This is a genomic window from Streptomyces herbicida, assembly GCF_032656585.1.
Classification (GTDB): Bacteria; Actinomycetota; Actinomycetes; order Streptomycetales; family Streptomycetaceae; genus Streptomyces; species Streptomyces herbicida.
In genome coordinates this window covers 528,824-549,697 of the sequence record NZ_JAUYWJ010000003.1, presented here as the reverse complement: position 1 = coordinate 549,697, position 20,874 = coordinate 528,824, and the positions used below count along the sequence as shown (strand labels likewise).

The 20,874-nt window shown below is 71.5% G+C and carries 20 protein-coding genes; 5 read left to right on the top strand and 15 right to left on the bottom strand.

All coding sequences use genetic code 11. The annotated features are described in order from the left end of the window. Positions 1–87 precede the first annotated feature (87 nt). The gene (dapE, locus tag Q8A52_RS09560; RefSeq protein ID WP_316748112.1) at positions 88–1,164 is read right to left on the bottom strand and encodes a succinyl-diaminopimelate desuccinylase; all 1,077 of its coding nucleotides are present in this window, start codon (positions 1,162–1,164) and stop codon (positions 88–90) included. Positions 1,165–1,256: 92 nt separating this feature from the next. Between dapE and Q8A52_RS09555 the strand changes: the two genes are divergently transcribed. Then, on the top strand, positions 1,257–2,255 hold the full coding sequence (locus Q8A52_RS09555) for a heavy metal transporter (RefSeq protein ID WP_316748110.1): 999 nt from the start codon (positions 1,257–1,259) through the stop codon (positions 2,253–2,255). A 311-nt stretch (positions 2,256–2,566) separates the two neighbouring features. Beyond that, positions 2,567–3,013, top strand: a complete 447-nt coding sequence (locus tag Q8A52_RS09550; protein ID WP_316748108.1) for an ATP-binding protein — start codon at positions 2,567–2,569, stop codon at positions 3,011–3,013. A 77-nt stretch (positions 3,014–3,090) separates the two neighbouring features. Here the strand turns inward: Q8A52_RS09550 and Q8A52_RS09545 are convergent, their stop codons facing one another. Beyond that, entirely contained in the window at positions 3,091–4,188 is a 1,098-nt protein-coding gene (locus tag Q8A52_RS09545) for a bifunctional succinyldiaminopimelate transaminase/glutamate-prephenate aminotransferase (protein WP_316748106.1), read from the bottom strand. 120 nt (positions 4,189–4,308) lie between these two features. Continuing rightward, complete coding sequence (gene fdxA, locus Q8A52_RS09540) at positions 4,309–4,629, bottom strand: ferredoxin (RefSeq protein ID WP_263212261.1); 321 nt, start codon at positions 4,627–4,629, stop codon at positions 4,309–4,311. Positions 4,630–4,769: 140 nt separating this feature from the next. Between fdxA and Q8A52_RS09535 the strand changes: the two genes are divergently transcribed. Both Q8A52_RS09535 and Q8A52_RS09530 read left to right on the top strand, forming a co-directional pair. Beyond that, on the top strand, positions 4,770–5,867 hold the full coding sequence (locus tag Q8A52_RS09535; protein ID WP_316748102.1) for a GNAT family N-acetyltransferase: 1,098 nt from the start codon (positions 4,770–4,772) through the stop codon (positions 5,865–5,867). Between the two features lie 55 nt (positions 5,868–5,922). Further along, a complete protein-coding gene (locus Q8A52_RS09530) occupies positions 5,923–6,774 on the top strand; it encodes a transglutaminase-like domain-containing protein (protein ID WP_316748100.1) in 852 nt (283 codons plus the stop codon). Positions 6,775–6,944: 170 nt separating this feature from the next. Here Q8A52_RS09530 and Q8A52_RS09525 read toward each other — a convergent pair whose 3' ends face one another. From Q8A52_RS09525 to Q8A52_RS09490, 8 genes are all read right to left on the bottom strand, one after another. Continuing rightward, positions 6,945–7,559, bottom strand: a complete 615-nt coding sequence (locus Q8A52_RS09525; protein WP_316748098.1) for a response regulator transcription factor — start codon at positions 7,557–7,559, stop codon at positions 6,945–6,947. Then, entirely contained in the window at positions 7,556–8,752 is a 1,197-nt protein-coding gene (locus Q8A52_RS09520; protein WP_316748743.1) for a sensor histidine kinase, read from the bottom strand. Before Q8A52_RS09520 ends, Q8A52_RS09525 begins: the two co-directional genes overlap by 4 nt. Positions 8,753–8,757: 5 nt before the next feature. Beyond that, positions 8,758–9,498, bottom strand: coding sequence for an ABC transporter permease (locus tag Q8A52_RS09515; protein WP_316748096.1), 741 nt, complete (start codon positions 9,496–9,498; stop codon positions 8,758–8,760). Next, complete coding sequence (locus Q8A52_RS09510) at positions 9,495–10,421, bottom strand: ABC transporter ATP-binding protein (protein WP_316748095.1); 927 nt, start codon at positions 10,419–10,421, stop codon at positions 9,495–9,497. Before Q8A52_RS09510 ends, Q8A52_RS09515 begins: the two co-directional genes overlap by 4 nt. 137 nt (positions 10,422–10,558) lie before the next feature. Beyond that, positions 10,559–12,841: a hypothetical protein gene (locus Q8A52_RS09505; RefSeq protein ID WP_316748093.1), complete on the bottom strand. Its 2,283-nt coding sequence runs from the start codon at positions 12,839–12,841 to the stop codon at positions 10,559–10,561. Positions 12,842–12,997: 156 nt separating this feature from the next. Further along, entirely contained in the window at positions 12,998–13,414 is a 417-nt protein-coding gene (locus Q8A52_RS09500; RefSeq protein ID WP_316748091.1) for a DUF6113 family protein, read from the bottom strand. Further along, complete coding sequence (mshB, locus tag Q8A52_RS09495) at positions 13,411–14,274, bottom strand: N-acetyl-1-D-myo-inositol-2-amino-2-deoxy-alpha-D-glucopyranoside deacetylase (RefSeq protein WP_316748089.1); 864 nt, start codon at positions 14,272–14,274, stop codon at positions 13,411–13,413. The genes Q8A52_RS09500 and mshB overlap by 4 nt, the downstream gene beginning before the upstream one ends. 55 nt (positions 14,275–14,329) lie before the next feature. Next, the gene (locus tag Q8A52_RS09490; protein ID WP_030649813.1) at positions 14,330–14,524 is read right to left on the bottom strand and encodes a hypothetical protein; all 195 of its coding nucleotides are present in this window, start codon (positions 14,522–14,524) and stop codon (positions 14,330–14,332) included. 189 nt (positions 14,525–14,713) lie between these two features. Here Q8A52_RS09490 and Q8A52_RS09485 point away from each other — a divergent pair, with 189 nt between their 5' ends. Further along, positions 14,714–16,843 (top strand): S9 family peptidase, encoded by a 2,130-nt coding sequence (locus Q8A52_RS09485; RefSeq protein ID WP_316748081.1) that lies wholly within the window; start codon positions 14,714–14,716, stop codon positions 16,841–16,843. Positions 16,844–16,953: 110 nt separating this feature from the next. Here Q8A52_RS09485 and Q8A52_RS09480 read toward each other — a convergent pair whose 3' ends face one another. The 4 genes from Q8A52_RS09480 to Q8A52_RS09465 are packed head-to-tail and all read right to left on the bottom strand — an operon-like array spanning position 16,954 to position 20,873. Then, positions 16,954–18,003, bottom strand: a complete 1,050-nt coding sequence (locus Q8A52_RS09480; RefSeq protein ID WP_316748079.1) for an ABC transporter ATP-binding protein — start codon at positions 18,001–18,003, stop codon at positions 16,954–16,956. After that, positions 17,996–18,970: an ABC transporter ATP-binding protein gene (locus tag Q8A52_RS09475; RefSeq protein ID WP_316748077.1), complete on the bottom strand. Its 975-nt coding sequence runs from the start codon at positions 18,968–18,970 to the stop codon at positions 17,996–17,998. Before Q8A52_RS09475 ends, Q8A52_RS09480 begins: the two co-directional genes overlap by 8 nt. 6 nt (positions 18,971–18,976) lie before the next feature. Next, positions 18,977–19,957 carry an ABC transporter permease gene (locus Q8A52_RS09470; protein ID WP_316748076.1) on the bottom strand — a complete coding sequence of 327 codons (981 nt, stop codon included), beginning with the start codon at positions 19,955–19,957 and terminating at the stop codon, positions 18,977–18,979. Continuing rightward, positions 19,950–20,873, bottom strand: coding sequence for an ABC transporter permease (locus tag Q8A52_RS09465; protein ID WP_316748074.1), 924 nt, complete (start codon positions 20,871–20,873; stop codon positions 19,950–19,952). The genes Q8A52_RS09470 and Q8A52_RS09465 overlap by 8 nt, the downstream gene beginning before the upstream one ends. Position 20,874 lies beyond the last annotated feature (1 nt).

Here is a 20,874-nt window from a genome sequence, read left to right as displayed (position 1 = left end):
CCACGCCAGAGTAGATCCAGCCGGGTTACGCACGGGGGACGTGAGCATGTCCGCAATGAAGCGCCGGGCCCACGCCCTTCGTACGCCTCAGCTCGTCAGCCACGCTCGCAGGCGCTCTTCACCCGCCAGGATCTTGGCGATTTCGACCCTTTCGTCCCTCTTGTGCGCCAAGTGAGGGTTTCCGGGACCGTAGTTGACCGCCGGGATGCCCAGGGCGGAGAAACGGGAGACGTCCGTCCAGCCGTACTTCGGCTGCGGGGTGCCCCCGACCGCCTCGATGAAGGCCGCCGCGGCCGGGTGGGACAGTCCGGGCAGCGCCCCGCCGCTGTGGTCGTCCACCACGAACTCCTCCACGCCGCAGTCCGCGAAGACCTCGTGCACGTGCGCGATCGCCTCCTCCTCGGAGCGGTCCGGGGCATAGCGGAAGTTGACCGCCACCACGCACTCGTCGGGGATGACGTTGCCCGCCACCCCGCCGGAGACGCGCACCGCGTTCAGGCCCTCGCGGTACTCCAGGCCGTCGATCACCGGGTAGCGCGGTTCGTAGGACGCCAGACGGGCCAGGATCGGGGCCGCCGCGTGGATCGCGTTGGAGCCCATCCAGCCGCGAGCCGAGTGGGCCCGCTCGCCCTTCGTCCTCAGCAGCACCCGCAGGGTGCCCTGGCAGCCGCCCTCGACCTGGCCGTCGGAGGGCTCCAGCAGCACCGCGAAGTCGCCCGCCAGCCAGTCGGGGTGCGCCTCGGCCACGTGCTTGAGGCCGTTCAGGTCGGCGGCGACCTCCTCGTTGTCGTAGAAGACGAAGGTCAGGTCGCGGTTCGGGGCGGGGACGGTGGCCGCGATGCGCAGCTGGACGGCCACGCCGGACTTCATGTCGCAGGTGCCGCAGCCCCACAGGACGCCGTCCGCGTCGAGGCGCGAGGGGACGTTGTCGGCGATCGGGACCGTGTCGATGTGGCCGGCCAGGATCACCCGCTGCGCCCGGCCCAGCTGCGTCCTGGCGACGACGTTGTTGCCGTACCGGTCGACGGTCAGATGCGGCAGGGCACGCAGGGCGGCCTCGATCGCGTCGGCGAGGGGCTTCTCCGTGCCGCTCTCCGAGGGGAAGTCGACCAGCTGCGCGGTGAGCGCGGCGGCATCCAGCGTGAGGTCAAGCGTGTCGGCCATGGTGACGACCCTAACGCTCCCCCGGCCCGACCGGACCGCACCGACGCCCCACCCGCCGCCCGGGCCCAGGAGGCCTCCAGTACCTTGTACGGGTGCCAGAGCCGTCCCCCACTACTCCCAAGCGTCGTGGCCGCCTCTTCCGCTTCGGCGCGGCCTTCGTCGTCCTGCTGGCCGTCGCGGGCTATCTCGTGGTGCAGTACGTCACGGGTGGCACGGGAGCCCCGGGCTGCAAGGTGATCTCGGCCGAAGGCGGCGAGACCCCGTACGAGTTCACGCCCGAGCAGGCGGTGAACGCGGCGACGATCGCCGCCGTCGGTACCGGGCGCGGCATGCCCGAGCGTGCCGTGACCATCGCGCTGGCGACCTCGCTGCAGGAGTCGGGGCTGCGCAACATCGAGCACGGCGACCGGGACTCGCTGGGCCTGTTCCAGCAGCGGCCCTCGCAGGGCTGGGGCACCGAGAAGCAGATCATGGACCCGGCCTACTCGGCGGGCATCTTCTACGAGCACCTGGCCAAGGTGCCCGACTACACGGAACTCCCGCTCACGGTGGCCGCGCAGCGGGTACAGCGCAGCGGCTTCCCGGAGGCGTACGCCAAGCACGAGCCGGACGCCAAGCTGCTCGCCGCGGCCCTGACCGGGCAGTCGGCGGCCACGCTGACCTGCCAGGGACGCCCCGCGACGGGCACCTCCGCCGAGGCGGCGGCGACCGGTCCGGACGCCGTACGGGCCGCGCTGGTACGGGACTTCGGGCGCGACGCGCTCCAGGTGGCCGGCGCCGAGGTGAGCACTGCGGCCCCGGCCGATCCGTCCCCGACCATGACCACCCAGGCGCACGGCAGGACCGTGACCGTGCCGGTGCCCGACGGCTCGAAGTCCGACCGGACCGGGCGGACCGAGCGGGAGCGCGGCTGGCAGCTGGCCCACTGGGCGGTGGCCAACTCCTCGGCGCTGCACATCGCACGGGTCTCGTACGCGGGGCGGGTGTGGTCCGCCGGGAGCACGGACAGCCAGTGGCGCGCGGCCGGTACGACGGGGACCGCGGGTGCGGAGAAGTCGGCGGGGTCCGTTCGGATCGTGACCGGGCAGTAGTACGGGGGTTCACTCGCGGGGGTCACCCGGCGGGTGGTGCCGCGGCGGTGTGCGCAGGTTTTCGTGCGGTCACTCTCCTGGTCGCAAAGGCCCTTGGAAACAAAGGGCCGTAAGGATTCTGCGAAGCCGTACGGCGGGTGACTTTTGCCCGTTTTTATCCACAACAGATAATGCGATGCGTTGCCAACTCTTTACCTTTGGGCTCCGCAACCTTCGTGGGCTTCGAGCGGTAGTCACTGCGTCCGAGCCCGGAGATCAACTGCCGGACACGGTCGGACACTTCAACGTTCTCTCCCGTCGAATGGAGCATCATGTCCCTCCCCCTGACCCGCCGGATCGCCCGTGCCGCGCTGCTCGTCGCAGCGGGAGCGGCCGCCGGGGTCGGTGCGGCCGGCTCCGCGAGCGCTGCCGCCGATCTGCCGGCCACCCCGAACCTCGGCGGCCTGACCGCCCTGGACGGGTCGCAGGTCGGCAACACGGCCGACGGTGCCACGCAGCACGTCACCGGTCTCGCGGGCGACGCGGGCGGCCAGGCGGTCAAGCAGGCGGTGCCGGCCGCGGGCAAGACCGGCGGCAAGGCCGTGAAGAAGGTGGCGCCCGCCGCACAGAAGGCCGCGGGAAGGGCGGCCGGATCCGCCGGGGACGTCCTCGGCGCCACGGCCGGGACCGCGACCAAGGGCGGGCTGCCCACGGACTCCCTCACCAAGGGCGGGCTGCCGACGTCCACGCTGCCGGTGAGCAGCCTGCCGCTCGGCTAGGCACGTCGGCGTCGACGGCGCGAAGGGGCCCAGGGAGACTTCCCTGGGCCCCTTCGCGCCGTGCTTTCCGGGCCGAGCTAGCTCGCCAGCCGCGCCACCGCGGCCGCCACGCGCTCGTCCGTCGCCGTCAGGGCCACGCGGACGAACTTCTCGCCCGCCGTGCCGTAGAAGTCGCCGGGGGCGACCAGGATGCCCCGCTCGGCCAGCCGGGCCACCGTGTCCCAGCAGGACTCGTCCCGGGTGGCCCACAGGTACAGGCTGGCCTCGCTGTGCTCGATGCGGAAGCCGTGGGCCAGCAGGGCGTCGCGCAGGGCCGTGCGGCGGGCGGCGTAGCGTTCGCGCTGCTCGCGGACGTGGGTGTCGTCGGACAGGGCCGCGACGACCGCCGCCTGCGTGGGCGCCGAGGTCATCATTCCGCCGTGCTTGCGGATCTCCAGGAGGGGGCCCAGGACGGCCGGGTCGCCGGCCAGGAAGGCCGCGCGGTAGCCCGCCAGGTTGGACCGCTTGGAGAGCGAGTGGACCGAGACGATGCCCTCGTAAGAGCCGCCGTTGACGTCCGGGTGCAGGACCGAGACCGGGTCGGCCTCCCAGCCCAGCTCGATGTAGCACTCGTCGGAGAACAGCAGGACGCCGTGTTCGCGGGCCCAGGCGACGATCCGGGTGAGCTCGTCCTTGCCCAGCACCCGGCCCGTGGGGTTGGACGGCGAGTTCAGCCAGAGGAGCTTCAGGTTCGTGGGGTCGAGCTCGGCCGGGTCGTCGTAGACCTCGTACTCGGCGCGGGCCAGGCGGGCGCCGACCTCGTAGGTCGGGTAGGCCAGACGGGGGTACGCGACCCGGTCGCCGGGGCCGAGGCCCAGCTGGGTGGGGAGCCAGGCCACCAGTTCCTTGGAGCCGACGATCGGCAGGACATGGCGGTGGGTGACCTCCCGGGCGCCCAGGCGGCGCTCCAGCCAGCCCGTGATCGCGTCGCGCAGTGCCGGCGTGCCCCAGACGGTCGGGTAGCCCGGTGAGTCGGCGGCGGCGATCAGGGCCTTCTGGATCAGCTCGGGGACCGGGTCGACCGGGGTGCCGACGGACAGGTCGACGATGCCCTCCGGGTGGGCCGCGGCCGTCTTCTTGTACGGCTCCAGCTTGTCCCAGGGAAAGGTGGGCAGACGGTCGGAGACTGCGGACACGATGTTCTGGCTCACTTTCGTCGGTACGGCAAACGCCTCGGTCCCGTACGGCGGTGATCAAGGCGATCGGGCCGTACGGGACCGAGGCGGCGCGCTGCGGGCTGCTCGGCCGCCTGCGGATTACTCGGCCTGCGGCGGCAGCGCGGCGATGAGGGGGTGGTCGCGCTCGATCAGGCCCAGCTTGCTGGCGCCACCGGGAGAGCCGAGCTCGTCGAAGAACTCGACGTTGGCCTTGTAGTAGTCCTTCCACTCCTCCGGAGTGTCGTCCTCGTAGAAGATCGCCTCGACCGGGCAGACCGGCTCACAGGCACCACAGTCGACGCATTCGTCCGGGTGGATGTACAAGGACCGCTGGCCCTCGTAGATGCAGTCGACCGGGCACTCTTCGATGCACGCCTTGTCCTTCACGTCGACACAAGGCTGCGCGATGACGTAGGTCACGCTGTCGTTCCTCCTCGATTGGGCGCTGGCGGGCCTCCGTAGGCTCCGCCGCCTGGCGCGCGGGAGCGCGGCGTCGTCGATGCCCGCCCCTAGTATCTCCGTTCTTGGGCATGATCCGAACAGGAGGGGTGAACCGACCTGTGGAAATCTCTGCCGCCGGGCGACTCGAGGTCCGTATCACCGCTGCTGACGTGGGTAAACGAGTCTCCGTACGGCGCTTGAGCGAACCTGGAACACGGGGTGAGAAGTTCACCGACACGGTGGGTGTTCTCACATCATGGGACAAGGGTGTGCTGCTGATCACCCGCAAGAACGGGGAGGCCGTCCGGATTCTGGAATCCTCGCTGGTCGCGGGCAAAGTCGTACCGGCCGCCCCGGCGCGTCGGCGGGGCCCCGCCGCCTCCTACGAGGAGCTCGCGCATGTCGTCTCGCGGGCCTGGCGGCCGGTGGAGAGCGAGCGGCTGGGCGAGTGGGAGCTGCGGGCCGCAGTGCAGGAGGTTCCGCGCGATGGGGGTCCCCCCAGGCGTTCAGCTCTGGGGGAGCGTCCGTGGGGGGCGGTGGCCGGGCGACGGGTGGGCTTCACGCGGCGGGCCAACAGCGTGCTGCCGCTCGGCGACCCCGGCCTTCCGCTCGACGCGGCGCTGGAGGCCGTACGACGCTGGTACGGCGAGCGCGGCCTGCCCGCGTACATCCAGACCGCGACCGGCGCCGAGGGCACGCAGGAACTGCTGTGCGCGGAGCTGGAGCGGCGCGGCTGGGTGCGCGAGGTGACCGCCGAACTGTGGATCGGCGCACTGGCGCCGGTGGCCGACCGGGAAGAGGGTGCCCAGGTGGTGCTGTCCCGGCAGGCGGACGAGACTTGGCTGGCCCGGTATCGGCGCAAGGGGGTGAGCGAGGTGGCCCTGAAGGTGCTGGGCAGTGGGCCGTCGGTGTGGTTCGCGACCGTCCCGGGTGAGGGCGGGGGTGCTCCGGCCGCGATCGGACGGTGTGTCGTGGACGGACGGTGGGCCGGCTTCGCGGCTGTCGAAGTGGCCCCTGAGCAGCGCAGACGCGGCCTGGGCAGCGCCGTGATGGCCGCGCTCGCCCGCCAGGCCCTGGCCGAGGGTGCCTCGGCCGCCTGGCTGCAGGTCGAGGAGAACAACGAGGCGGCTCGAGCGCTGTACGCCGAAATGGGCTTCGCGGCGCATCACGCGTATCACCACTACCGCGAGCCGGGTGCCTCCGGCGCCGGCCGGTAATACGGATCACCGCCGGTTGGTGGTACGGATCACCGTGAAAGGGCACGAGCCTGCTATGCGTCCCCCTTACCCCCCATCGCCGGAGCGGTCGGCCGAGCTGCGGCACCGGTTCGCCGAGGAGGCCCGGTCCGAGCGGCCCGACCTCTCGGCGCTGTGTCTGCTGCTCGGCGCGGAGGCGGACGGCTCGCTGGACGAGGCGGGCATGGACGCCGCGCAGATGGAGCTGGACCGGCTGGCGGGACAGCTGCCGTTCCGGCCCGGCGGGCCCCTGGCCTGGGCGACGGCGCTGCACCACCTGCTCGGCGTCCGCTGCGAATTCCGCGGCTCGGCCGCGGACTACCACCGTCTGGAGTCCTCGCTGCTGCACGAGGTGCTGCGGCGGCGGCGCGGGCTGCCGATCCTGCTGTCGGTGGTGTGGATGGAGGTGGCGCGACGGGCGGGCGCCCCGGTGTACGGGGTCGCGCTGCCGGGACACTTCGTGGTCGGGTTCGGGGCGGCCGAGGAGCAGGTGCTCGCCGATCCCTTCGACGGGGGCCGGGTGCTCACGGGGACGGACGCCGAGCTGCTCGTCGTCGGGGCGACGGGGGCTCCGCTGGATCCGGGCATGCTGGTACCCGCGGATCCGCTGGAGGTCGTCCTGCGGATCCTGAACAACATCCGGGCGTGGGCCGCGGCCCGGCCGGAGCGGTCGGACGTGGCGCTGTGGGCGGTGGAGCTGTCCCTGCTGCTGCCTTCGCATCCGGCGCGGTTGCGGTACGAGCGGGCGCAACTCCTCGTACAGCGGGGCGAGTTCCTCGCCGGGGCGGCGGAGCTGGAGGCGTACGCCGAGGTGGTGGCCGAGGTGGACGAACCGACCGCGCAGCGGGTACGGCGTCAGGCGCACACGGCGCGGTCCATGCTCAACTAGGGGGTGCCGTTTGGATCATCCCGGCGTCGCGGGGTCTGGCACGCACTCCCCCAAGCTCTCGACTGCGCTCGAGCAGGGGCCCCCATGACCCCGCTCGGGTCCGCGAACCCGCACCGTCCGTCATAGCCGGCCTGATCCAAACGACACCCCCCAGGACCTGTCCCGGCGGGCTACAGCCAGCCCTTCTCCCGCGCTGTCCGTACCGCCTCCGCCCTGTTCCGCACAGCCAGCTTCTGGATCGCCGTCGAGAGGTAGTTGCGGACCGTGCCCTGGGACAGGTGCAGGGCGGCCGCCAGTTCGGCGTTGGTGGAGCCGTCGGCCGCGGCGCGCAGGACCTCGCGTTCGCGGTCGGTGAGGGGGTTGGCGCCCTCGGCCAGAGCGGCCGCGGCGAGCGTGGGATCGATGACCCGCTCGCCGGCCAGCACCTTGCGGACGGCCTCGGCGAGTTGGGCGGCCGGGGCGTCCTTGACCAGGAAGGCGTCGGCGCCCGCTTCCATGGCGCTGCGCAGATAGCCGGGGCGGCCGAAGGTGGTGAGCACGACCAGCTTGACCGCGGGAAGTTCCTTGTGGAGCCGGGCCGCGGCCTCGATGCCCGTGCAGCCGGGCATCTCGATGTCGAGCAGGGCGACGTCCACACCGTGCTGCCGGGCGGCCGCCAGCACCTCGTCGCCGCGCGAGACCTGGGCGACGACCTCGATGTCGTCCTCGAGGCCGAGCAGGGCTGCCAGCGCCTCGCGGACCATCGACTGGTCCTCGGCGAGGAGAACCTTGATCGTGCTGCTCATGCCCCGGATACTACGTCCACCCCGGTGGCCGTGGGCACACGGGCGACCAGCCGGAACCCATGCCTGACCCGGCCCGCCTCGAGCGTGCCGCCGACCTTCTCCAGCCGCTCGGTCAGACCGGTCAAGCCATTGCCGGGCCCCTTGCCCGAGCCTCCCGATCCGTCGTCCTCGACGGAGAGTTCGAGGACGAGGCCGTCCAGGGTCTGGCGTCTGAGGAGCTCCACCGTGCAGCGTCCGGCGCCGCTGTGCCGTACGACGTTGGTGACCGCCTCGCGCAGCGCCCAGGCGAGAGCGGACTCGCCGTCCTCGGGCACGCCGTTCAGGGCCGGCTCGGCGGGCACCTCGGCGGTGACCCCGGCGGCGGTCAGGGCGACCTGGGCACCGGCGAGTTCGGCGGCCAGCCGGGGGCGCCGGTAGCCGGTGACGGCCTCGCGCACGTCGACCAGGGCCTGGCGGCTGACCTGTTCGATGTCGGCGACCTGCTGCGCCGCCTTGTCGGGGTGGTCGGGGAGCATCCGCCCGGCCAGTTCGCTCTTCAGCGTGATGAGGGAGAGCGAGTGGCCGAGCAGGTCGTGCAGGTCCCGGGCCAGGCGCAGCCGCTCCTCGTTGGCGGCCAGTTGGGCGACGGTGGCGCGGGCCTTGCGCAACTCGATGGTGGTACGGACGAGTTGGACGACGCCGGTCATGGCGAACCCGATAAGGATCACCAGGATCAGCAGGTCCAGGGCGTGCTGCTCGCCGACGTGCAGGCCGACCAGCAGCAGCACGCCCGCCGTCCCCGGGATCGCCCAGCAGGCGGCCCGCAGGGGGAGGGTCGCCCCGCAGGCGACGGAGACGTAGCAGTACAGGGCGAGCCAGGGCGCGCCGAGCATGAAGGACAGCAGGGTCGCGAGGACGCCGAGGACGGCGATCAGGACGCCGACCCGCCCCGGGGTGGCCGGGCTGCCCATGTCCCGGAAGACCAGGGTCAGATAGACCCCGACGAAGACCGCCAGGCCCAGCCACCCGCCCACGGTGCCCGTGGTGGTGTGCTTCCCGGAGACGAGGTCGTGGACCGGGGCGCTGAGGAAGACCAGCCAGACGCCGATCCACAGCATCTTGCGCAGGAACAGGTCGCGCCGGCTGCGGGGGGACTGTCCCAGGGGGATCAGCTGCTCCCGGCGGGCTTCCTCGGTCAGCGGGTCTTCCGTCATGGCGCTCACGCCTTCAGCGTGTCCTTCCGGTACAGCCAGGCCGCGCCTCCCGCGAAGAGGACGAAGAAGACGGCGAGGATGGCGATGTCCTGGGCGTGCGGGGTCTGGCTCTGCTCGATCGACCGCCCCAGGGCAGCGTACGCGTGCGTGGGCAGCCACTTGGCGATGTCCTGGAGCCACTGCGGGAAGGTCGTGGTGGGCATCCACAGACCGCCGAGCATCGAGAGGCCGAAGTAGGTGATCATCGTGATCGGGCGGACCGCGTCCCCGCTGGCGAGGTAGCCGATGGCGACGCCGAGCGCGGCGAAGACCAGGCTGCCGGCCCAGATGGCGCCGGTGAGGGCGAGCCACTGCCAGGCGTCCAGCCGGACGTCCTTCACGGCCGCGGCGACGACGAAGACGATGACGATGGAGGGAAGGCTGACGACGGCCGCGCTCGCGGTCTTGGCGAGGACGTATCCGCGCCCCGGCAGGGTGGTCAGCCGCAGCTGCCGTACCCAGCCGCTCTCGCGCTCCTTGGCGATGCGCTCGCTGTTGCCCATCAGGACGGCGGTCAGGGCGCCGAAGGAGGCCATGGAGACCATCATGTACGTCGGCAGGGTGAGCCCGGTGCCGTCGATCTTGGTCTTGCTGTCGGCGTTGCCCGCGATGAGCAGAAACAGCGCGGAGGGGTAGATCACCGAGAAGAACAGGAACTTGCGGTTGCGCAGGGCGCGGGCGAGTTCCAGCTTGATGAGTGAGTTCACGACTGCTTGGCCTCCTCGGCCTCCGTGATGGCGACGAACGCCTGCTCCAGGCCGAGCCCGGCGACTTCGAGATTGCGGGGGTAGACACCGAGGCCGTACAGGGCGTGGACCGTGGCGTCGGCGTCGGTGGACTGGATGCGGACGGTCTGGCCGGAGACGCTGACCGAGGCCAGGAAGGGCAGCCCGCGCAGGGCCGACTCGTCGATCTCGCCCTCCAGGTCGAAGGAGACCCTGCGGGCACCCGCCTTGGCCTTGATCTCGGCGGCGGTGCCGTCGGCGAGGAGCCGGCCGCGATGCAGGACGAGGACGCGGTCCGCGATGGCGTCGGCCTCTTCGAGGTAGTGGGTGGCGAAGAGGACCGTACGGCCCTGGTCGGCCTGTTCGCGCATGGTGGCCCAGAAGGCCTGGCGGGCGGAGACGTCCATGCCGGTGGTCGGCTCGTCCAGGACGATCAGGTCGCTGTCGCCGGCGGTGGCGAGGGCGAAGCGGACGCGCTGGGCCTGGCCGCCGGAGAGCTTGTTGACCTTGCGGTCGGCGATCTGGGAGATGCCGGCGCGGGCCAGTACATCGGTGACCTTGTACGGCCTCGGGTGCAGAGCGCAGGCGAGCCTGACCAGTTCGGTGACCGTGACCTCGTCCATCAGGCCGCCGCTCTGCAGCATGGCGCCGACCCGCCCGGCGACGATCGCCTCCCGCGGGCTCGTGCCGAAGACGCTCACCGTGCCGCCGTCGGCCTGCTTGAGGCCGAGCAGCAGATCGAGGGTGGTGGACTTGCCGGCGCCGTTAGGACCGAGGAGGGCGACGGTCTCCCCCGGGTGCAGCGTGAGCGACAGCCCGTCCACCGCCCGCACGTTCCCGTAGGTCTTGCTCACCTGGTCGAACCCGACCACCGGGGCGCCGGTGGTCACCGCTGTCGTTGTCATGGCGACCATGGTGGCCGTGGGGGCCGGGTGCCGGGCAGTGTCGGGGGTCCTGAGTGCCGGATGACAGATGTCATACCGACGCCGTGACATGCGGGAGGGGCGCCCGGTGAACACCGGACGCCCCTCTTCGGGCCGGACTAGTTCGGGGTGGTGTCGATGACCGCGATCCGGTTGGTCCTGCTCGTCAGTGCCTGGCGGAGGGCGCCGTACACGTCCTGGGGCGTGACGGCCGTCTTCTTGCCGTTGGCCCGGGTGATGAGCACCCCGTCGAACGCCTGACCGTACAGCTGCTTCAGGGCATTCAGGTCCGGGGAGTCGGTGAGCTTGCCGTCGGGTGTCGCCTGCACCCGGAGGAACTTCCACAGCGAGTTCTGCGGGCTCATCGGGACCGAGTGCGCGGCGTCCGTCTGCACGGTGACCTTGGCGGACATCGCCGGCTCCGCGAACGCCTTCATCTCGCGGTCGACCTCGGCGTTGGAGACCGTCGGCTGCTGGGTGGTCGTCGGCACCGTGACCGGGGTGGCCGTGCCGGCTTCCACCATCGACCGGTAGGCCTCCTCGACCGCCTGCGTCGAACCGGCGGCGTCGATGCCCTTGCCCGCCTTGCCGTAGACGGCGACGGCCTTGCCGGACTGGAACTTGATCGTGCCCTCGGTGACCGAGCCGGAGCCGCCACCGGCGTCCTTCAGGGCGACCTGGAGCTTCTCCTCGTCGACCGGCATGACCGGCTCCACGACCCGCTTCTGCCCGAAGAGGGAGCCGATCACGGAGACGGGGTTGTAGTCGCTCGTCGCGGCCGCGCTGACGGTGGCGGTGGTGTCGAACTGGAGCCCCGCCTTGTCCGGCGTGAGCGAGACCGTCTTGCCGCCCACCGACAGCTTCAGCGGCTTGTTCACCCGGTCGCCGAACGCCTCGTCCAGCTTCTTGACGGCGTCGTCGCGGGTGCCGCCGCCGATGTCCACACCGAGCACGGTGGTGCCCTTGGGCACGTCGGAGTGGTTCATCAGCAGTCCGGCGCCGTACACACCGATGCCGGCGACGACCACGAGCCCGCCGAGCAGGGCCGGCTTGCTGCGGCCCTTCTTTTTCTTGGGCCTGCTCTGCGGGACGTTCGGCGAGACCGGCTCGGGCAGCTTCGGGGGCGTGTGCGACACGGCCCCGTCGGTGGCGGCGCCCGGCCCGAACGGCGAGGCCGCCGTGGGCGGGACGACCGGGATGCCGCTGGTCACGGTGTGTCCGGAGACGTTGTCCGCCGGGGAGCCATAGCCGGGCATCCCCGGTTCGGGGGCCGGCTTCTGCGGGGTGAGGATCGCGGTGTCGTCGCTCAGACCGCCGCCGGGGCCACGGTTCGCGGCGGGACCGGCGCCGGGGGTCCGGTGGCGGGGGCCGCCGACGGTGCCGGGGCCGGTGAAGGACTCGCCGGGCGCCATGCCGAGGTCGCCGGGTCCGCCGGTGACCGGCGGCACCATCGGGCCGTCACCGGTGACCGGACCGCCGGTCGGGCCCGCGGGGCCCTGCGGTACGCCGAGGCCGTTCGGACCGCTGAAGCCGTCAGGGCCGGCCGGGCCGACGCCCTGGCCATTGGCACCGCCGAAGCCGTTCTGGCCGCCGGGGCCGCTCTCCGCGAAGTACGGCAGGTCGTCGCGGCGCGGCTCGTCGCCGCCCGAGCCGGGACGGGAGCCGTTGCCCAGCGGGCCCGCGGCCAGCGCCTCGGTCACGTCGAAGGAGCCGGTGCCGCCGCCGTGCCCGGGGGCCACGGGTCCGCCGGTGGCGCCGGGGAGCCCCGCGCCGTTCGTACCGCCGGGACGGGAGCCGCCCGGCACGCTCATGGAGCCGACCACACCGCCGGGGCGTCCGGCGCCCGGCCGCGCGGCACCGGAGGTGCCCGCGCCACCCGGACGCGCGCCCTTGGCCGCACCCGCGCCGCCGGGGGCGGCCGTGCCCGTGCCCGAAGCGGTCGCACCGGTCGCGGAACCGCCGGGGATTCCGGCGCCGTTCGTGCCGCCGCCGGCCGGACCGCCCTTGCCCGCGCCCGACTTGCGGGGCGCGAACCAGTCACTGGTCTTCTCCTCGGCCGCCACCGCGGGCTCACCGGAAGGCTCGACGCTGCCGGCGGACTTCGGGGCGGGCGCCGGCTGCGCCTCGGCGGCCGCGCCGGTGTCGTCGTCGGGGGCCTCGGTGTCCGCGACGGGCGTGCGCACGACGACCGGCGGAATGGGCCGCGATCCGGGGATGTTGATCCGGATGCGCGTCGTCAGCGTGGTCTCGGTCTTTCGCTCCTCCGGCTGCGCGGCCGAACGGTCCGCGCCCGTACCGTCGCCGGAAACCTTGGGGGTCCCGTACGGCGGCGTGCCCGAGGGGTATGCGGCTCCGCCGCGCCCGTTGGGCCCGGAGGACGGACTGTCAGTTTCACGACTCAAGGCAGGTTCTCCCGGTTGGCTCCACCGCCCGTTTCGACCTTGCTCGGGCGGCTCGGCGGCGCGCACCACCATACTGGCCACTTCTGACGCGTATCCCGTGACCGCTGGGGAAACCCACACCGGACTCGCACGCGCACGCTATGGCGAATTGGTACGTCACTTGGCAAGTCGGGCGGCATCGCCGTCCGGTTGCCGCCCCGCCCCAAGGGTGGCGCAGATCACAGCCAGGGCCATGCCGCCCAGCAGGAACAGATAGGAGCCGCCCCCCGCACCGAACAGGAAGTCCCCTTCGGGGCGGCCGGCGGTGAGCAGGATGACGGTGACGATCCAGCCGGCCGCGGGGGCGACCGCCCCGGCGCGGCCGCCGGCGGCACGCGCCCCGCCGAGGAACAGCCCGGCCGCGCCCGCCAGGGCGAGCAGCAGCCCGCCGGGGAACCAGCCGGCCTGCACCAGCGCCCCGGCGAGGCCGACCAGGGCTCCGAGCACGAACAGGCCCACATGGGCGGCGATCCGCCCTGCGGAGGGGCGCTGCAGCGGCTGGGCGAGCATCGAGCCGCGTCCTGCCGAGCTCATGACGCCTCCTCGACGCCGGTCCCGGCGAACAGGTCGGTCTCCCGGGTCCGCGGGCGCTCTCCGCTCACCAACTCGTAGTACTCCGTGACGAAGACGGGCTGGGCCAGTTCGTTGGAGAGCGCGAAGTACGGTTCGGCCACCTCGATCTGGGTGGCGTGCGCGCGCATCGCGGCGGCCTTGGCGGTGGCGTACGCGGTGCCGTCGACCTCGGTGGTGACGCGCTCCTCGTCGACCACACCCGGGACGTCGTCGACGGAGGCGGGCTTGGCGAAGGGGAGACCGGGCAGATCGTCCCGAAGGCGGGCGAAGGCGTCCTCGGCGACCCGGCGCGGGACGCGGTTCCAGTAGACCTTGGGGATGCGCCAGCCGGCGTCGGCGGCCAGCTCCACGGCTCTCATCGCGACGCGGTGGGCCTGGATGTGGTCGGGGTGGCCGTATCCGCCGTTGTCGTCATAGGTGACCAGGACCTGGGGGCGGACCTCCAGGATCACCTCCGCGAGGTACCCGGCGGCCTCGTCGAGGTCGGCCTGCCAGAAGCAGGCGGGGTCGTCGTTGTCGGGCAGCCCCATCATCCCGGAGTCCGCGTACCGTCCGGCGCCGCCGAGCAGCCGGAAGTCGGCGACGCCCAGCTCCCCCATGGCACCCCGGAGCTCGCGCAGCCGGTACTCGCCCAGGGCGGCACCGGACAGATGCCCCAACTCGGGCGGAATGACCTCACCCCGCTCCCCGAGGGTGCAGGTGACCAGGGTGACCCGCGCTCCCCCGGCCGCGTACTTGGCCATGGTCGCGCCGTTGTTGATCGACTCGTCGTCCGGGTGCGCGTGCACCAGCAGCAGACGCCGGGCGGGCAGTTCCGTCATGTCCCCACCCTACGAGGCGGCGCCGACAGCGCCGCGCAGGGCCGGGCGCCCCGGGTCAGAACTTGATGCTGCCGATCATGCTCGCCACGTTCGTCGTCAGCTCGCTGATCGTCGGAGCGACGGTCGAGGAGGCGAGGTAGAAGCCGAGCAGGATGCAGACGACCGCGTGGCCGCCCTTCAGTCCTGACTTCTTGATCAGCAGAAAGACGATGATCGCCAGCAGCACCACCGCCGAAATCGAGAGTGCCACGGCGGCTCACCTCCAAAGATCCCAGGTACGCGGGGGTTCGGACTATGGGGGTTGTAGATCGGTACAGCAAATCCATACAGAAGCCAGCAGGGTCATACCCACTCAGCGGTAGTGATCATAACTATCCGTACTCGCGCATCGGTCGGCGCACGGCCGCACAAGGGGGCGCATGGCCAATATGGTCGGGGGATGACGACCGAGCCTGACTCCTTCCCCCGACGGCACGCCCGCACCCAGCGGTTCACGCTCGGCGCGCCGCGTGCGTTCACCGTGGCTCCCGACGGTTCCCGTGTCGCGTTCCTGCGTTCCCACTCCGGTACGGACCGGGCCAACTCCCTGTGGATTCTTGATGTGACGGACGGCCGGGAGCGCCTGGCGGCCGACCCGCGCGCGCTGCTGGGCGGCGCCTCGGAGCATCTCTCGCCCGAGGAGCGGGCGCGCCGCGAACGCAGCCGCGAGGGTGGTGCCGGCATCGTCGGCTACGCCACCGACACGGCCCTGGAATTGGCGTCTTTCGCCTTGTCAGGGCGGCTTTTCACAGCGGAGCTGAGGGCCGGCACGGCACGTGAACTCACGGTCCCCGGGCCGGTGATCGACCCGCGTCCCGCCCCCGACGGACGGCATGTGGCGTATGTCGCCGGGGGTGCCCTGCGAGTGGTGGGCGCGGAGGGCGACGGGGACCGGGCGCTGGCGGAGCCCGACGCGGACGGGGTCACCTATGGATTGGCCGAGTTCATCGCGGCCGAAGAGATGGGGCGTTCACGGGGCTTCTGGTGGGCCCCGGAGTCGGACCGGCTGCTCGTGGCGCGCGCGGACGACGCGCTGGTGGGGCGGTGGTGGATCGCGGATCCGGCCCACCCGGAGCGTGAGCCACAACACGTCGCGTATCCGGCGGCGGGCACCGCCAACGCGGACGTACGGCTGTTCGTGATCGGCCTCGACGGGACGCGCACGGAGGTTGCCTGGGACCGGGCGCGCTATCCGTATCTGGCGCATGTGCACTGGTCAGAGGCGGGTGCCCCGCTGGTCCTGGTACAGGCGCGGGACCAGCGCAGCCAGCTGTTCCTGGCCGTGGACCCGGAGTCGGGGGCGACCCGGATGGTGCATGCGGAAGAAGATCCAACATGGCTGGAACTTTTCCCTGGCGTGCCCTGCTGGAGCCCCTCCGGACAACTCGTGCGGATCGCCGACGAGGGCGGTGCGCGGGTGCTCGCGGTGGGCGAACGCCCGCTGACCGGAGCCCAGTTGCACATCCGTGCGGTGCTCGACGTCTCGGACGACGATGTGCTGGTCTCGGCCTCGGCCGGCGAGGAGTCCGAGGCTCCCGGCATCGGCGAGGTGCACGTCTACCGGGTGAACGAACTCGGCGTGGAGCGCGTCTCACAGGACCCCGGCGTGCACTCGGCGGTGCGCGCCGGGGGCGTGACGGTACTGATCTCCGCCGCGCTGGACCGTCCGGGCGCCCGTGTCCAGGTGCTGCGTGACGGAAAACCGACGGCGACTGTCCTGTCGTACGCCGAAGATCCCGGTATGTCCCCGCGGGTGACGCTCACCGAGGGGGGCGCACGGCGAATCCCGTGCGCCGTGCTTATGCCGCAGGACTACCACTCCGACACTCCCCTGCCGGTTCTGCTGGACCCCTACGGCGGTCCGCACGGACCGCGCGTGGTCGCCGCGCACAACGCGCACCTGACCTCGCAGTGGTTCGCCGACCAGGGCTTCGCGGTGGTCGTCGCCGACGGCCGGGGCACCCCCGGCCGCTCCCCCGCCTGGGAGAAGGCGGTGCACCGTGACTTCACGGTGTCCCTGGACGACCAGATCGAGGCGCTCCAGGACCTGGCGAAGCGCTATCCCCTGGACCTGTCCCGGGTGGCGATCCGCGGCTGGTCCTACGGCGGCTGGCTGGCGGGCCTGGCCGTGCTGCGCCGCCCGGACGTCTTCCACGCGGGCATCGCGGGGGCTCCGGTCACCGACTGGCGCCTGTACGACACCCACTACACCGAGCGGTATCTGGGCGACCCGGCCACGGACCCGGCGTCGTACGCGAAGAGCTCCCTGGTCACGGACGACGGCCTGTCCGCCCCCGCCGAGCCGCACCGCCCGCTGATGATCGTGCACGGTCTGGCCGACGACAACGTGGTGGTGGCCCACGCGCTGCGCCTGTCCTCCGCCCTGCTGGCCGCCGGCCGCCCGCACGAGGTGCTGCCGCTGTCCGGCGTCACGCACATGACCCCGCAGGAACAGGTCGCGGAGAATCTGCTCCTCCTCCAGGTGGACTTCCTCAAGCGTTCGCTGGCACAACCGCGCAAACACCCGTGAACTGCGTTAACGCGCAGGCAACTTCACGGAAGCGGTACCGATATACGGACGCGCGAGGCTGAACAGCGTACGGCCGTGCGGGTGCCGTGAACGGGCCGGGATGCACCATGTCATCCCGGCCCGTTGCCGTGTTCCTCCAAGGGGACCACCTGCTTCTCCTCCGCGAAGTGACATGCCGAGTCGTGCGCCGCGGGGCCCGTCGTGCGGCGGAACTCGGCGGGGACGGCGAGTGCCGGGACCTCCAGTGCGCAGCGCTCCTGGGCCTTCCAGCAGCGGGTGCGGAAGCGGCAGCCGGAGGGGATGTTCGTGGGGGACGGGACATCGCCCGTGAGGATGATGCGCTCGCGGTGTTCGCGGGCCTCGGGGTCCGGGACCGGGACCGCGGAGAGCAGGGCCTGGGTGTAGGGGTGCGTGGGGTGGTCGTAGATCTCGGCGTCCCTGCCGATCTCCACGATGCGGCCCAGGTACATCACCCCCACCCGGTCCGAGATGTGCCGCACGATCGAGAGGTCGTGGGCGATGAAGACGTAGGAGAGCTCGAACTCCGTCTGGAGCCGGTCCAGCAGGTTGACGACCTGCGCCTGGATCGAGACGTCAAGCGCCGACACCGGCTCGTCGGCGACGATCACGTCGGGGCGCAGCGCCAGCCCGCGTGCGATGCCGATGCGCTGGCGCTGGCCGCCCGAGAACTGGTGCGGATAGCGGTTGATGTACTCGGGGTTGAGGCCGACCACGTCCAGCAGCTCCTGGACCCTGCGGCGGCGTTCGCCCTTCGGGGCCGCCTCGGGGTGGATCTCGTACGGCTCCCCGATGATGTCGCCCACCGTCATACGGGGGTTGAGCGAGGTGTAGGGGTCCTGGAAGACCATCTGGATGTGGCGCCGCACGGCCTTCAGGGCCTTGCCCGAGAGCCTGGTGATGTCCTCGCCCTTGAATCTGATCGAGCCCGCCGTCGGCTGCTCCAGATTGCACAGCATCCGGGCGACCGTCGACTTGCCGCAGCCCGACTCGCCCACGAGGCCCAGGGTTTCGCCCCGGCCGAGCGTGAAGTCGACGCCGTCCACGGCCTTCACCGAGCCGATCTGCTTCCTGAAGAGGATGCCCCGGGTGAGCGGGTAGTGCTTGACGAGGCCGCTGACCTCCAGGATCGGCTCAGTCATGGAGGCACTCCCGCCAGAAGTGGCAGGCGCTGCCGCGCTCCTCCGAGACCTCGTACAGCGGGGGCTCGTCCGTGCGGCACACGTCCCGCGCCATCGGGCACCGCGGGTGGAAGGCGCAGCCCGGCGGGATGTCCATCAGGTTCGGCGGCAGGCCCTTGATGGCGTAGAGCTCCCGGCCCTTCTGGTCCAGGCGCGGAATGGAGTCGAGAAGGCCGCGCGTGTACGGGTGCGCGGGCGCCTTGTAGATGTCGTGGACCGGGGCCGACTCTACGATCCGTCCCGCGTACATGACGGCGATGCGGTCGGCGACGTCGGCGACCACGCCGAGATCGTGCGTGATCAGGATCAGCCCCATGTCGTACTCGCGCCGCAACTCCGCGAGCAGATCCATGACCTGGGCCTGGACGGTGACGTCGAGGGCGGTGGTGGGCTCGTCGGCGATGATCAGCGCCGGCTCCAGGGCCAGCGCCATGGCGATCATGATGCGCTGGCGCATACCGCCCGAGAACTGGTGGGGATAGTCGCGCACCCGCTGGGCGGCGCCCGGGATGCGCACCCGGTCCATCAGCTCGACCGCCCTGGCCCGCGCGTCCTTCCGTGACATGCCCCGGTGCACGACGAACATCTCGCCGAGCTGCTCGCCCACGGAGAGCACGGGGTTCAGCGCCGACAGGGCGTCCTGGAAGATCATCGCCATTGCGGTGCCGCGGATCCTTCTTCTCTCCTCCTCCTTCATCTTCAACAGGTCCTGGCCCCGGAAGAGGATCTCGCCGCCCGTGATCCGGCCGGGCGGCATGTCGAGAATGCCCATGATCGCCTGCGCCGAGACCGATTTGCCCGACCCCGACTCACCGAGCACCGCGAGGGTCTCACCCGCGTCCACGCCGTAGCCGACGCCGTTCACGGCCTTGGCGACCCCGTCCCTGGTCCGGAACTCCACGTGCAGATCACGCACTTCGAGCAGCACGGCGGCTCACCTCAGCTTCGGGTCGAGGGCGTCGCGCACCGCGTCGCCGAGCATGATGAAGGCCAGGACCGTGATCGCCAGGGCCCCGGAGGGCCACAGCAGCGCGTGCGGGGCGTTGCGGATGTAGGGGGAGGCGGCGGAGATGTCGATGCCCCAGGAGACGCTGGGCGGCTTCAGGCCGACGCCGAGATACGACAGGGTCGCCTCCAGCGAGATGTAGGTGCCGAGCGCGATGGTCGCCACGACGATCACCGGGGCGACCGCGTTGGGCGCGATGTGGCGCAGCAGGATGCGGGAGTTTGAGGCGCCCAGGGCGCGGGCCGCCTGGACGTAGTCGTTCTGCTTGACGGTGATGACGGAGCCGCGGGCGATACGGGAGATCTGCGGCCAGCCGAGCAGCACCATGAACCCGATGACCGGCCAGACCGTATTGCTTGTCACCACGGAGAGGAGGACGAGACCGCCGAGGACGACGGGGATCGCGAAGAAGATGTCGGTCGTGCGGGACAGGAGGGAGTCCCAGGCCCCGCCGAAGAATCCCGCGAGGCCGCCCAGGGCGGACCCGAGGAGCGCGACCCCGAGCGAGGCGCAGACGCCGACCGTGACGGACGTACGGGCCCCGTAGACGGTCCGTGTGTAGACGTTGCAGCCCTGGCCGTCGTACCCGAAGGGAGCGCCCGGCTGGGAGCCCTCCTGGGACTTGGCGAGGTTGCACTGCAGGGGGCTGCCGGAGGCGATCAGCGAGGGCCACAGGGAGATGACGACGAGGAAGAGGATGACGAGCCCGGAGACGATGAAGACGGGGTTGCGGCGCAGGTCCCGCCAGGCGTCGGACCACAGGCTGCGCGGCTTGGCGCGCGGCCCCGTGCCCAGCGGTCCCGCCGGAGTCCTCTCCAGCGTCTCGGCCTCGCTCGCCGCCAGGTCCATCCCGCTGCCGGCTCCGGTCCCCGCGATGGCGCGTTCGGGCTCGTGCAACTGCTCAGGCATAGCGGATCCTCGGGTCGAGTACGGCGTACAGCAGGTCCACGAGCAGGTTGACCACCAGGAAGACCAGCACGAGGACGGTCACGAAGCCGACGACCGTCTGGGTGTTCTGCCGCAGGATGCCCTGGTACAGCTGGTAGCCGACGCCGTGGATGTTGAAGATCCGCTCGGTGACGATCGCGCCGCCCATCAGCGCCCCGATGTCGGCACCGATGAAGGTGACGACGGGGATGAGCGAGTTGCGCAGCAGATGCCGGGTGACGACCCGGCGCCGGGGCAGGCCCTTGGCGACGGCGGTGCGGACGTAGTCGGACCGCTTGTTCTCCGCGATGGAGGTTCGGGTCAGGCGGGTGACGTAGGCGAGCGAGACGGCGGCCAGGACGAGGCCCGGCACGATCAGCTCGCCGAAGGCGGCCTCCTGGGAGACCGACGGCTGGATCCAGTGCCACTGCACGCCGAGCAGCAGCTGGAGCAGTAGGCCGGTGACGAAGGTCGGCACGGAGATCACGACCAGGGTGCCGAGGAGCACACCCGTGTCGACGGGGCGGCCGCGGTGCAGTCCGGTGACGACGCCCAGCGTGATGCCGATGACGATCTCGAAGAGGATCGCCACGATCGTCAGCCGGATCGTGACGGGGAACGCGGTCGCCATCAGCTCGGTGACGGGCTGGCCGTTGAACGCCGTGCCGAAGTCGCCGGTGAAGATGTTCCCCATGTAGGTCAGGTATTGCTGCCACAGGGGCTTGTCGAGGCCGAACTCCTTCTTCAGCTGGGCGGCCGTCGCCGGGTCACAGGCGCGCTCGCCGCACAGCCCCGCGATCGGGTCGCCCATCACGTTCACCATCAGGAAGATCAGCAGCGTCGCCCCGACGAACACCGGGACCATCTGGAGCAGACGCCGGACGACATAGCGCCCCATG

Bases quoted from the DNA above. Each gene is read 5' to 3' on its own strand.
- Q8A52_RS09465 (WP_316748074.1), bottom strand. From the start codon at position 20,873: ATGGGGCGCTATGTCGTCCGGCGTCTGCTCCAGATGGTCCCGGTGTTC.
- mshB (WP_316748089.1), bottom strand. From the start codon at position 14,274: ATGACGGAACTGCCCGCCCGGCGTCTGCTGCTGGTGCACGCGCACCCG.
- Q8A52_RS09480 (WP_316748079.1), bottom strand. From the start codon at position 18,003: ATGACTGAGCCGATCCTGGAGGTCAGCGGCCTCGTCAAGCACTACCCG.
- Q8A52_RS09550 (WP_316748108.1), top strand. From the start codon at position 2,567: ATGTCCCTCCCCCTGACCCGCCGGATCGCCCGTGCCGCGCTGCTCGTC.
- Q8A52_RS09525 (WP_316748098.1), bottom strand. From the start codon at position 7,559: ATGAGCAGCACGATCAAGGTTCTCCTCGCCGAGGACCAGTCGATGGTC.
- Q8A52_RS09470 (WP_316748076.1), bottom strand. From the start codon at position 19,957: ATGCCTGAGCAGTTGCACGAGCCCGAACGCGCCATCGCGGGGACCGGA.
- Q8A52_RS09510 (WP_316748095.1), bottom strand. From the start codon at position 10,421: ATGACAACGACAGCGGTGACCACCGGCGCCCCGGTGGTCGGGTTCGAC.
- Q8A52_RS09500 (WP_316748091.1), bottom strand. From the start codon at position 13,414: ATGAGCTCGGCAGGACGCGGCTCGATGCTCGCCCAGCCGCTGCAGCGC.
- dapE (WP_316748112.1), bottom strand. From the start codon at position 1,164: ATGGCCGACACGCTTGACCTCACGCTGGATGCCGCCGCGCTCACCGCG.
- Q8A52_RS09520 (WP_316748743.1), bottom strand. From the start codon at position 8,752: ATGACGGAAGACCCGCTGACCGAGGAAGCCCGCCGGGAGCAGCTGATC.
- Q8A52_RS09530 (WP_316748100.1), top strand. From the start codon at position 5,923: ATGCGTCCCCCTTACCCCCCATCGCCGGAGCGGTCGGCCGAGCTGCGG.
- Q8A52_RS09485 (WP_316748081.1), top strand. From the start codon at position 14,714: ATGACGACCGAGCCTGACTCCTTCCCCCGACGGCACGCCCGCACCCAG.